This is a genomic window from Ruegeria sp. SATB027 (assembly GCF_059613825.1).
The window spans coordinates 1-12,489 of the sequence record NZ_JBXWTH010000067.1; the positions used below are offsets into that span (position 1 = coordinate 1).

Below are 12,489 nucleotides of genomic sequence, written 5' to 3' on the forward strand. Positions count from 1 at the left end.
GTCCATTCAGACCTCCCTTTTGGGACTCTGAATCAGAAATCAGCTCAAATGGGAATCATAATTGTCCACGGGCCCTAGGTGAAGGCTTGACTGGAGAGCGCGCAGGAACTTTGCACTTTGGGGTTTATAGTGACGGTACCCATGACCAAAAATGGATGCGGCTTGATGGGGCCCTCAGCCGTTCACTCCCGGCCAAATGGTTGGCTGAACATGTTCGCGCTGATGACATGACAAACGGAGCAGACAGTTTTCTGGTGCTTCAGCAGATGGTTGCATCCGGTGTGGGGAGAGCTTTTTTACCTGCGTTTATAGGCGACGCTGATCCCCGGCTTCATAGGTTGAACGACATTGATCCCCGAATCGAGGTTCCACTTTGGGTCGCAACGCTAGAGGAAATCGCACACACGCCAAGATTTGCGGTCGTGCAACGGGCACTGGTTGAACACCTGCCGCATGCACTGGCTGGGTGACGTCACAACTAAAGTAAATTGGTGGGTCATTTGGCGTTGAAATCTCCGGCAAGTCGTGGCGGGTGCCCTGCACCCGCAACAAGACGTCCTGCGCCGCGATGCTCAGGTTTTCACCGCCGCTCCAGGTAGTCGTTTCTAAATCTGTTTCGCCAAGACGTGTCAAAGGTACTTTGGGAAGGGCCAGATATGCGACACCTTGCTGCGAACGTTCCAACGCAAGTGGTGAAAAGCCCCAGAGAGAATGTGCCGCCCGTGCCATTCATCATTTACAAATACAAACATTCATCTTATTGATTTTGTATGAGCAGAGACCCAAATTTCTCCCGGCGGACCTTCCTGTCCCAAGGCGCATGTCTGGCGGCGCTCTGCCTGCGACCCAACTTTGCGATTGCGGAAATGACACTTGGCCAATCGGCAAGGATATCAACTTTGTCAGATGGGTATCTGTCATTGCCGCCCGAAATGGTCTTTGGGGCAATGCCCGAGGCAGAGCTGACAGAACTTCTGAACCGCTATCAGGCAGATCTGACCAGCTACGAGCCCGAGTGCAACATTGTGCTCTATCGCGATGACCAGAATACCATACTGTTCGACGTCGGGGCCGGGCCAGACTTCATGCAAACCGCTGGCAAACTTCCGGAAACTCTGGACGCCGCCGGGTTGTCTCCGGATGAGGTCACGCAAGTAGTTTTCACCCATGCTCATCCGGATCACATCTGGGGTGTCCTCGACGACTTCGGAGATCCTCTCTTTCCCAACGCCAGATATCATTTTGGCCGCAAGGAATGGGATTATTGGTGGAACCCTGCAACCGTTGACACGATAGGAGCCGACCGCACGGCATTCGCGGTGGGCGCAAAGCGGCGCATAGAAGCCATCGAAGACATGGTTGCATTCTTTGATGATGGGCAGGAAATCCTTCCCGGTATCGCAGCACGCGCTAGTTTCGGGCACACGCCCGGACACATGGCCTTCGAAATTCGCAAAGGCGGTGACGCGGTGATGGTCGTGGGCGATGCGCTCGGCAATCCACACGTCGCGTTCGAGCGTCCAGACTGGCTGAGCGGTACGGATCAGGACCCTCACGCCGCGGCAAGTGCCCGGAAATCGCTGCTGGATCAGATTTCTCATGCCCAAATGAAGATTATTGGATTTCATTTGCCAAATGGCGGAATTGGCCGTGTCGAAAAGGCCGGTTCGACCTATCGATTTATTGGAGAGCCTGCATGATGCGCGCTTTGTTGATTGCCTGTACCCTGGCCACGCAAACCTGGGCCAGTGAGGATATTGCAGACCAGTACCCGCAGAGCGTTCTTTACTCGAAACCTGTCGAATTTATTCCCGGCGTCTTTTCCGCCATCGGTGCAACCGCACCCCCGACCTATGAGAATTCGGGCCACAACAACAACCTCAGCTTCATCGTGACCGGAGAGGGTGTTGTCGTCATCAACGGTGGCGCGGCCTATGTACTTGCCGAAGCGCTTCATAAGGAGATTCAAGCGCTCACGGATCAGCCCGTGAAGCTTGTCTTCAACGAAAACGGTCAGGGGCACGCCATGCTAGGGAACGCCTACTGGTCGGAACTTGGGGTGCCCATCGTCGCTCATTCAGATGCGGCGGCTGAATTCGAAGAATATGGGCCACAAATCCTTGAAGGCATGCAGGCATATAACAAGGACAAGGCAGAAGGAACGTTTTTAGCCGGTCCGACAGAAACGTTTGACGATGAATACGTCGTCGAATTCGGCGATTTTCGTATCGAAGCCAAACATCTTGGACCTGCGCACAGTCCTGGTGACATTTCGATCTGGCTGCCCAACCAAAGCCTTGTCATCGCCGGTGACATGGCATTTCACGGACGTATGCTGCCAATCTTTCAGGACACCTACACCGCAGATTGGCTTGAGACCTGGGACAATGAGTTCGAGGCACTGGAAGCCACATATGTGATCCCCGGGCACGGTCATCCTACGAACATGGACCAGGTGCGCCGGTATACACGCGACTATCTTGTCTACCTGCGCGCAAAGATCCAGGAACATATGGATGCAGGCGGGGATCTGGCCGAGGCCTATTACGTCGACCAAAGCCCTTATGCCCATTTGGACACGTTCGAAGAATTGGCCACGAAAAACGCGGGTCGGGTCTACGAACAGATGGAATTCGAATAAGTCAGGACCGCCGAAGAACGGGCATTCGCATCATCATCCGATGGGTGGCGACGGCCCCGACCCACATCGAGAAGACGGCAAGCCACGCAGTCAGCGACAAGGCCGATCCCCCGGACAATCCGGCACCAACGGCGCAGCCACCTGCCAACATCGCACCAAATCCCATCAAGACGGCCCCGACAAGGTAACGCTCCATCGGAGTATCCGGGCCGAACTGTTCGATCTTCCACTCGCCGGACAGAACTGCAGAAACAGCGGCGCCAATTGCAACGCCCGGAACCAGACCAATGCCAAAGGACAGCGCAATGTTCCGTTCGGCCACCAGCGCCATCAATGTGTCCGTTGCCGGGCCGGTGAACGTGACCGAAGACACCGGCACGACTTCGAAGGAGGCTTGTGCAATCGCAAATGTCATCAACCAGCCAAGCGCCACTGCGACACCAACTCCGGCGGCCGTGACAATCTTTGTCACTGTCACCTGCTGGCGCGCTGCAAACACGACGGCCAGAACAAAGGTCCCTGCGGCAAAGACTGTGTATGCGATGGGCGAAAACCCAAGTAGTGCCGAAAGGTCGCGCGCATTGCCACCTGTGATCGTCCAAAGACCGGACAGCGCCTCGCGCGCGGGGCTGAGCACACCTGTGTAAGCCGCTTGCGCGACCAACGTCAGAACCAGCCCCGTCACCATTGCCCGCAGATTGCCGCATGAGGCCAACACCAACAGGCGCGACGCGCATCCGCGCGCCAAAATCATTCCGGCGCCAAACATCAGACCGCCGATCACCGCCCCACTCAGGCTGCCTGTTGACGCAATTGAACGCGCCCCGGACAAATCCAGCCATTCAATCGAGACGAACCCCTGTACCAGCATCAGCGCCGACGTGAATGCGATCAGCCAGACGGCCAGACGTGGCCCAAGCTCGCCCTCGGCGACTTCAACAGTGGATGCCCGCAAGCAGAAATGAGATTTCTGAGCGGTGACTCCGAACAGGATGCCAACAAGCAAACCGGCAACGGCCAATGTGCCCGAATCTCCCAGCAGATCGATGAGGCGTTCCATAGACAAAAACTCTCACCTCTTTACGTGTCCGTCTTTGCCTTCCGTCAAGTTCTCACTGTGCGGCCATCGGTTTGCGCGCAAGCTGGCACTGTGTCCACAACGCAACCAATGCCTCGACCAACAGGGTTACATCTTCTGACGAATGTACAGGTGAAGGCGTAATCCGAAGACGTTCGGTGCCTTTCGGGACAGTGGGATAGTTTATCGGCTGGATATAAATCCCATAGTCGCGCATCAAGACATCTGAGATAAAGCGGCACTTAACCGGATCGCCAACCATGACCGGGATTATGTGGCTTGGGTTGGGTGTGTGCGGTATGCCTAAAGCGTCCAGCCTGCCTCGAACCTCGCATACGCGTTGTTGATGCAGACACCGTTCCGCATTGCTTTGCTTGAGGTGCCGTACGGACGCTGCGGCACCAGCGGCGACGGCCGGGGGCAATGCGGTGGTAAAGATAAATCCGCTGGCAAAAGAACGGACAAAGTCGACAAGTTCCTTTGACGCCGCGATGTATCCACCAACCACGCCGAACGCTTTGCCCAACGTGCCTTCGATGACCGTCAGGCGATCCATCAACCCTTCGCGTTCGGCGATGCCACCACCACGCGGCCCATACAGCCCTACTGCATGAACCTCGTCCAGATAGGTCATCGCGCCGTACCGATCCGCCAGATCGCAGATTTCGGCAATCGGTGCGATATCGCCATCCATCGAGTACACACTTTCAAACGCGATCAGTTTTGGCGCGTTGAACGGCAGGTCCATGAGATGTCGTTCAAGGTCCTTCAAATCATTATGCTTCCAGACCCGCTTTGCGCAACGACTGTGGCGGATACCCTCGATCATCGACGCGTGGTTCAATTCGTCGGACAGAACCGTGATACCGGGAATTCGAGAGGCCAGAGTTCCCAAAGCAGCCCAATTTGAAACATACCCGGACGTGAATAGCAGCGCTGCTTCCTTGCCATGCAGATCTGCAAGCTCGCGCTCAAGCAGAACATGCTCATGCGTGGTCCCCGAAATATTCCGGGTCCCGCCAGCCCCTGCGCCGCAGCTATCAATCGCCCGGTGCATGGCTGCCAGAACCTTTGGATGCTGACCCATTCCCAGATAGTCGTTCGAGCACCAGACAGTGACTTTCTCAGGTCCGTTTTCTGCATGGTTGTGTGCAGTTGGAAATGCTCCGCAATGACGCTCAAGCTCGGCGAAGACCCGGTAATTTCCTTCGTCCTGCAATTGCCTCAACTGGTCACGAAAATACTGTTGGTAGTCCATGTCAGTTTCCAACGGCTTCTTCTACGATACCGGCCAACAGGGCTTCGACTTTCTCCATCGGTCCGTCAGGATAGCTTCGGTAGCCCACTTTGACACCGCCTTCGTCCTCGGCCACGAATATTCCGTAGGGGCAATAGCCGATATTCATCGGGTCGGCCTCCATCATCTCGCGCGAGAGCTTTGCGGAACAAAAGATAAATATCTCAGCGGCTGTGAAGATTTGCTTGTCGCTGCCGACATCCGCCCCCGTCCGATTCAGCATCTCACCAACATGGCTCACATAATCGATAACCAGCCCCTGCCCAACAATTGCTGATTCAACGGCAAAGGTTGCATCATCAAAGCTCCCATCAAAGGGAACGGCAATGACCTCCTCAGCAATAACCGGGTTTGCCAATACAACTGAAAGCGCGGCTGATGCGATAAAGTGTTTCATGATGATGTTCCTCCTCCTGAACCACATTTCTTCAGATTTCACCGCCAAGGCTTTGACACCGGTCAAAGCCCTGGCGTTTCTTAGCCGAACATGTCCGATGTGATGCCGGCATACCAACCCAGCGACTCTTGGTAGGTTGCTTTTCTCAGGTCGGAATCTTCGCCGGTCTGGCTGATAAAGCCGTCCACCTTGGCAATTTTTTCAGGCGTCGCTTCATAAGTAGCACCGACCTTGACCCCGTCATCCGTATCAATGAGCGACCAGCACGTGTTCGAGAACTTGGCCGGGAAGATCTTTGATCCGGTCAATGCGCCACGAACCGCATTGGCACAGACTTTCGCCTGGCTGTTGGCCGAAAAACCGGATTTCGGCATGTCGCCTTGCTGGCTGGCATCACCAAGAACATAGATGTCAGGGTCAGCTTTCGATGACATGTCCACCGCGTTCACCGGTGCCCAGTTGCCATCGGTTACACCGGCCATTTCCGCAATGCGCCCGGCTTTCATGGCCGGGATCACGTTGCAGACGTCGATCTTGGTTTCTTCACCGTCGATGGTCACCGTCATGGCATCCGGATTGACCGAGACATTGCCGCCGCCAAAATCCTCTCCGATCCAGTCGATCATGCCTTCGTAATGGTCGGCCCAACCTTCCTGGAACAAAGACATCTTGGAGAATTTGGCCTTCGGATCAGCAATGATGATTTTCGCTGTCGGATTGTTCGCCTTCAGCACATGCGCAACCATCGAAACCCGCTCATAAGGTCCGGGCGGGCAACGGTACGGGTTCGGCGGTGCGACCATCGCAAAGGTTCCACCCTCGGGCATCGCCATAACCTGCGCCTTCAACAGCTCGGTTTGAGAGCCCGCTTTATACGCATGCGGCATCTTGTTCTGTGCAGTTACATCCCACCCCTCGACCGCGCCATCGACAAAGTCGATACCCGGGCTCAGGATCAATTTGTCATAAGGAATAGATCCGCCACCCGCCAATGAGACAGTTTTGGCGTCGCGGTCGACGCCCACGGCCCAATCGTGAACAACGTTGATGCCGTATTTTGCAGCAAGCGTGCCATAGCTGTGCGCAATGTCCGAAAGCTCTTGAAACCCGCCCAGATACAGGTTCGAGAAAAAACAGGTGTAATATGTTTTGGACGGCTCGATCAGAATGACATCAATCTCACCCTTGCTGTCTTTGGCGATATAGCGCGCCGCGGTTGCGCCGCCTGCCCCGCCCCCGACCACCACGACACGGGGCTTGCCCTGCGCCAGCACCATCGGGGCCGACAGCCCGGCAGCAAGTACCCCTGCGGTTCCCAGAAATGTCCGTCTGTTGAGTGTCATCGCGTTTCCTCCCCTTAGGCATTGTCACTGTGGGTTGTTGAAGTAAGCGGCCAATGCCGCGATCTCATCACTGCTCAGGCGGCCCGCGATCAACTGCATGACGGGATGCGGCCGCTGTTTGTCCTTGTAGGCGTGCATGGCGACAACAAAATCCTGGTCGGGCCAGTAAACGATCGAAGGAATCCCATCATCGCCACCCTCTATCTGGTGGCACGTCGTGCATTCGCTGCTCAGGTATTCGCCATATTCGGGATCGCCCTGTATCGCGAGGATTTCGGGGTTGACGGAATGGTCCGTTCCCTTTGCCGTTGGGTCGGCTTCGGGGATGTCTTGCGGGTTGTCGGAAAACACACGCAAATAGGCAATTACATTGGCCCGATCTTCCGGGTTCTCGAGCCCACGAAAGCTCATTCTGGTGCCGGATGCGAAGGCACGGGGGTTTTCAATGTAAGCCGACAATGTGTCGGCATGCCATTCCAGCCCCGAAGTACCCGCACGGATCAGGCTTTTGGAATAGGTGAACTCCGCAAGCCCGGCAGCCCGGCGGCCAAAAATACCATTCAGATGCGGACCGATCCTGTTTTCAGCGCCCGCGCCGACCTGATGACATCCTTCGCATTGGGCAAACACAAGTTTGCCAGCTGCTGCATCGCCAAGGTCCTCAGTCGCGGCGGCAGCGGTTGCCAAGATACTCGCAGCAAACATGACACCTGTTGCCCACCGCCGCCGCATGATCAGCTGCCGAACGACTTCAGGTAAACAATGACAGCGTCGATATCATCCTGTTTCTTGAGGCCGGCAAAGGACATACGTGTCCCCTTCATATAGGCTTTGGGCTTGGCCAGAAATGCAGCCATTTCTTCATCTGTCCAAACCAACCCATCCTCGGCAGCAGCTTTCATCGCCTGAGAGTACTTAAAGCCTTCGGCACCAGCCGCATTGGCACCGGCAACACCGTTCAGTGCCGGACCGGTGCGATGCTTGGCGCCGTCCCCGACCTGATGGCAGGACTTGCACTTCTTGAAAACTTTTTCGCCACTTTCGATCATCTCGGGATCAAGTGCCGCTATGTCCTCAGCAGGTTCATCGACTTCGACGGATGCTTCTTCGGAAACAGCCGCCTGGTCCGGACTGTCAGCCCCGGCTTCGTCAGGCGTTACATCCAGAACGGCGGCGCGCTTGGTGATTTCCACGCCTTCTTTGCAATCCGTCATGCATGGCTCATCCGTCCAGAAATGCGCCTCGGCCGTTTCGCGGTCATCCACGATGAAACCCCCGGCATTCGGCATTTCCACTTCAAGGAAATTTTCGTCCGACAGCGTGAACTCATCATCAACGATGTCATTGGAATACAGTATATAGGCGACAATCGCGTAAACGTCGTCAGGCTCCAGCGTTTGTGCGTCTCCAAACGGCATCGAACGGTTCACATAGTCCCATACCGTCGAAAGGTGCGGCCAGTAAGAGCCCACTGTTTTCAGCGGGTCTTTATCTGCAAGCGTGCCCTCGCCGCCCGCCAGTTTCGGCCAGTTGTCCACACCTTCAGCAAAATCGCCATGACAGATCGCGCACCGTTCGGCAAAGACCTCTTCGCCGGTGAACACGTCGCCGGAACCTTCGGGCAATCCGGTTCCGTCAGGTGCAATGTCGTGGTCCCACGCCGCGATTTCTTCGGGCAACGCAGGGCGCCCAAGTCCAAGCTTGTCTGCATGGGCTGGAACCGCCACGCATAACCCAAGGGCCGAGGCGGCCAATAGCTTACGATACTTCGACATTTTCCGCCTCTCCGTTTTCCTTGATCCACCAGGTCTGGATACAATTGTTGTGGTAGATTGAGTTCTCGCCCCGCACGTCCCGCAGCTGAGCTTTGCTGGGTTGGACGTAACCGGTCGAATCCTTCGCGCGGGCCTGTAACAACATCTCTGAACCGTCCCAGTTATAGTCCAGATAAAACCGGGTCAGCGCCTTGTCTGTCCCGGGGGCCGCCAGACGTGCCGGAACCCAGTTCTTGCCACCATCCACCGACACGTCGACGCCGGTAATTGAGCCCCGCCCGGACCAGGCCAACCCGGTGATCACCAACGGCCCCGGCCCATGCGTGATCGGCGCTTGCGGGCTGGGCGACGTGACGACCGATTTGGCGTCCATGACCCACGTCCACTTGCGTGATGTTCCGTCTTCGAGAGTATCCGTATACTTGGATGTCTCTTCGCGGCTTTCGATAGCCATCTCGGTGACCTCGACCCGGCGCAGCCACTTGACCCACATGTTGCCTTCCCAGCCGGGAACGACAAGACGAACGGGATAACCGTGTTCTTTGCGCAAAGCCTCACCATTGGCTTTGAATGCTACAAGTACGTCGTCCATCGCCTTTTCCAGCGGGATCGAGCGACCATTCGAGGATGCATCCGCGCCTTCGACGTAAACCCATTTGCCTTCGGTCTTTACCCCCGCCTCTTCCAGCAGGGTGCGCAGCGGAACACCGGAATATTCCATGTTGTGGATCATTCCGTGCGTGAACTGTGCGCCGTTGAGCTGCGCACCAGCCCATTCCATACCGGTATTGGCAGCGCATTCGCAGAAATAGATACGGTTTTCACGCGGGAAACGTTCCAGATCTTCATATGTGAAGATCAGCGGAGTTTCGACCAGTCCGTTGATCATCAGACGGTAATCCGCCTTGCTCAGCTCGATGGCACCCGAATGGTGCCGCTCGAACGCGCATCCCTGCGGAGTGATCGTGCCGTCCAGCGCGTGGATCGGCGTGAAATTGATCGAACTGATCGTGTCTGCGGTCAACCACTCGACGTTGCGCCGCACGACATCACTCTCGAATTGGATTGGCAGGCCGTAGGGGGTTGCATCCACGCCTTCGCCCGTTGCCTGTGCCCATTCCTGAACCTGAGTGATCAGCGGGTCAGGGCCTGCGGCGCGCGCCGCTGTGGCGCCGACCGCACCTACGCCAACCGCGGCGGCACCGCTTAGAAACTGGCGACGCGATGGGGCTTTTGCCCTTGGGTTCTCGCTCATTTTGTTTGCCTCCGTCTTTCGATCAGCAAATCTTGTATTCAATGTTTGACATTCGGTTCGCGCTGTCAGGCTCCGATCACCTCGACAGAGGTATTCGGCTCGACGGTTACGGTGCCTTGACTGCGAATGTGGTTTTCGACGACATCCCAGATGGGCGGGCCTTCGGTGCCCTCGTTGACGCTGGCCCAACCGGCCACAACATAGGATTTCGCCGGATCAATCGCCTCACCTGTCTTGAGCAGGGTCATGTCGCTGATCCGCTGCCCTTGCGGTTTGGTGACATCGATACGATATCCAAGGCCGCCGACACGCACCATGTCGCCACCCTGCTGGTAATAGGGATCGGGGTTGAACAGGTTGTCGCCAACATCCTCGAGGATCACGTGAATGAATTCACCCGTCATTTCCGTACGATACGCATTCGGATAGGACATCGAAGTGACATTCCAGATATCCTCACGCGTGATCTCCTGACCGGGCAGGATCGACGGACCCCAGCGCACACCCGGCGACATGGAAATATCCGCCTCGCGCTCGCTGATCAGTGCATCGCAGATCAGATCGTCCCACGTGCCATTGAAGTTTCCGCGCCGATACAGCAGCGAGTCCGTCTTGCCGATCACTTCGCTTAGTGCCGTATCATATGGTGCGCGCTGTTCGTTGATCAGGGCCGTGATTGCCGGATCAGGCGCGATGACGTCTGAAAAGATCGGGATCAGCTTGTGCTTCAGCCCCATCATCTGGCCATCCCGCACGTCCAGATCAACGCGGCTGACGAATTTGCCGTTCGAGCCAGACGCGATGATATGCGTCTTTTCGACTAGAACCGGTTCAGGCAAAGCGTCATGGGTGTGACCGCTCAGGATTACATCAATCCCCTGAACGCGGCTCGCCATCTTTTTGTCCACGTCAAAGCCGTTATGGCTGAGGACGACGACAACATCGGCACCTGCGTCGCGCACCTCGTCCACCATGGCCTGCATGTTCTCATCCCGGATCCCGAACGAGTATTCCGGGAACATCCAACTGGGGTTGGCAATTGGCATATACGGGAAAGCCTGTCCGATGACGGCAACCTTGGCCCCGCCGCGTTCGAAGAACTTGTAGGGCTTGAAAAGCTCCGCAGGTTCATCCCATTCCGCGTCAAAGATATTCTGACCCAACGCCGCAAAAGGCAAACCTTCAACGATCTCGTTGACCCGCTCGCTGCCCAACGTGAACTCCCAATGGAATGTCATCGCATCGGGCTTGAGTGCATTCATCACGTTGACCATGTCCTGACCCGCCGTCTGATAGCAGGTATACGAGCCATGCCAGGTGTCGCCCCCATCCAGCAACAGCGCATCTGGCCGGTCGGCACGGATGGCGTTGATAACGGTCGAAACCCGGTCAAGCCCTCCGACGCGGCCATAGGTCTTCGCCAATGCAGCAAAGTCATTGTAGGTCAGCGCATAGGCGGACGGGCTGCCATCTTCGATCCCGTAAGCCTTGCGAAACGCGGCCCCCGTCACATGCGGCATTTGCCCGCGCGCGTCTCCGATGCCCAGATTGACCTCGGGCTCGCGGAAGTAGATCGGTTTGAGCTGCGCGTGGATATCCGTGATATGAATCAGGCTGATATTTCCAAAGGTCTCAAATTCCAGCAACTGGTCCTGGGTCAGGCTTTGCTGGGCCGCCAGCCTTGCCCAGTTCCCGAAACCGGATGCCCCGTACAGCGCTGAGGCCGCCATGGAGACCTGTAGAAAATCACGTCGCGATATCATTTGTCGGCTTTCCTGTTTCACATATAAATGTGTGAATGTAGTAGAAATGAAAAACCCGCGCCCGGAAATCCCGGCGCGGGTTATTTGTTACTGACGCACGGCCGGCGTTTCGACCGAAAGCCCGTTGCCGCGCGATGCTACATAAAGCTCCAGTGCCCGGAATTCGTCCGAACCTTCAGCAAATGTTTCAGCGCGTGTATCACGAATACAGCCGCGGAAACGGTTGTGGCGCGAGATCAGCTTGGCCTGTTTCAGACGATAAGTCGGGAAACCGTTGACCATCCCCTGGCTCAGATGGTCGGCCCGGATCATGTTGCCCCAGTTGTCTTCGTGACAGTTGGCGCAGCTCAGCTCCAGCTGACCATATCGGGTGTAGTACATTTCCTTGCCCTGCTCCCAATATGGGGCAGCATCGCCATCAATGGCGACATTCATGGGCAGCCCTCGTGACTGAAAGGCAATCAGCGCGACCATGCCCTGCATATTGGCACCAGACCATTTCCACGCATCTGCTTCCATGCGTTCCGTACGGCACTTGTTGATCAGATCTTCCATCACAACCAGCTTGCCGGTATCCGCATCGACCTTCGGCATGGACGCCTGCAGCCCTTTGAAGCTTTCCACATCATCGTGGCACGAAGAGCAACTTTTGCCAGCCGCGCCATCGACAGCCTCATAAAGATCAGCGGCCTGGTCGACAAAAATCATAGCCGGGTTGTCGAAATCGTCGATCTGCAACGCCTGCGTTTCATCGGTCCTGAAATGCCACCCCGAGTAGATCGTATCGAAGTTCTCGACATGGGCCGGGGCCTCGGTCACCGAAACCATTTCCAGTTCTTCGTTGATCACCAGCTTGTCTTCGTCAGGTCCAGCTGCCACTGAAACCGGGAAAGCCAGAACTGCCGCGATCGCCGTGAGTGCTTTTTTATTCATTGCGTTC

General features: G+C 56.4%; 11 protein-coding genes and 1 pseudogene. 3 read left to right on the plus strand and 9 right to left on the minus strand.

The features are described 5' to 3' along the window. The 3 genes and pseudogenes from AC2FPW_RS16995 to AC2FPW_RS17005 form a co-directional block, all read left to right on the plus strand. A pseudogene (locus AC2FPW_RS16995) lies at window positions 1–470 on the plus strand (hypothetical protein); the annotation flags it as partial. A 300-nt stretch (window positions 471–770) separates the two neighbouring features. Beyond that, window positions 771–1,700, plus strand: a complete 930-nt coding sequence (locus AC2FPW_RS17000; protein WP_496814684.1) for an MBL fold metallo-hydrolase — start codon at window positions 771–773, stop codon at window positions 1,698–1,700. Then, window positions 1,697–2,641 carry an MBL fold metallo-hydrolase gene (locus AC2FPW_RS17005; RefSeq protein WP_496814686.1) on the plus strand — a complete coding sequence of 315 codons (945 nt, stop codon included), beginning with the start codon at window positions 1,697–1,699 and terminating at the stop codon, window positions 2,639–2,641. The genes AC2FPW_RS17000 and AC2FPW_RS17005 overlap by 4 nt, the downstream gene beginning before the upstream one ends. A 1-nt stretch (window position 2,642) precedes the next feature. On the opposite strand, the gene AC2FPW_RS17010 is transcribed toward AC2FPW_RS17005, so the two are convergent. The 9 genes from AC2FPW_RS17010 to soxA all read right to left on the minus strand — a co-directional run bounded on the left by AC2FPW_RS17010 (window position 2,643) and on the right by soxA (window position 12,482). Continuing rightward, window positions 2,643–3,701 carry a YeeE/YedE family protein gene (locus AC2FPW_RS17010; protein ID WP_480588174.1) on the minus strand — a complete coding sequence of 353 codons (1,059 nt, stop codon included), beginning with the start codon at window positions 3,699–3,701 and terminating at the stop codon, window positions 2,643–2,645. Window positions 3,702–3,753: 52 nt separating this feature from the next. Further along, window positions 3,754–4,977 (minus strand): 5-aminolevulinate synthase, encoded by a 1,224-nt coding sequence (hemA, locus tag AC2FPW_RS17015; protein ID WP_496814688.1) that lies wholly within the window; start codon window positions 4,975–4,977, stop codon window positions 3,754–3,756. A gap of 1 nt (window position 4,978) precedes the next feature. Next, window positions 4,979–5,413, minus strand: a complete 435-nt coding sequence (locus AC2FPW_RS17020) for a DUF302 domain-containing protein (protein ID WP_267366782.1) — start codon at window positions 5,411–5,413, stop codon at window positions 4,979–4,981. An 80-nt stretch (window positions 5,414–5,493) separates the two neighbouring features. Beyond that, complete coding sequence (locus AC2FPW_RS17025) at window positions 5,494–6,756, minus strand: FCSD flavin-binding domain-containing protein (protein WP_496814690.1); 1,263 nt, start codon at window positions 6,754–6,756, stop codon at window positions 5,494–5,496. A 24-nt stretch (window positions 6,757–6,780) separates the two neighbouring features. Next, window positions 6,781–7,461, minus strand: coding sequence for a c-type cytochrome (locus AC2FPW_RS17030; RefSeq protein WP_496814691.1), 681 nt, complete (start codon window positions 7,459–7,461; stop codon window positions 6,781–6,783). Window positions 7,462–7,490: 29 nt separating this feature from the next. Continuing rightward, window positions 7,491–8,531, minus strand: coding sequence for a c-type cytochrome (locus AC2FPW_RS17035; RefSeq protein ID WP_496814692.1), 1,041 nt, complete (start codon window positions 8,529–8,531; stop codon window positions 7,491–7,493). Next, entirely contained in the window at window positions 8,515–9,786 is a 1,272-nt protein-coding gene (soxC, locus tag AC2FPW_RS17040; RefSeq protein WP_496814694.1) for a sulfite dehydrogenase, read from the minus strand. Before soxC ends, AC2FPW_RS17035 begins: the two co-directional genes overlap by 17 nt. A 65-nt stretch (window positions 9,787–9,851) precedes the next feature. Further along, complete coding sequence (soxB, locus tag AC2FPW_RS17045; RefSeq protein ID WP_496814696.1) at window positions 9,852–11,549, minus strand: thiosulfohydrolase SoxB; 1,698 nt, start codon at window positions 11,547–11,549, stop codon at window positions 9,852–9,854. Between the two features lie 87 nt (window positions 11,550–11,636). Next, window positions 11,637–12,482, minus strand: a complete 846-nt coding sequence (gene soxA / locus AC2FPW_RS17050) for a sulfur oxidation c-type cytochrome SoxA (protein WP_496814698.1) — start codon at window positions 12,480–12,482, stop codon at window positions 11,637–11,639. Window positions 12,483–12,489 lie beyond the last annotated feature (7 nt).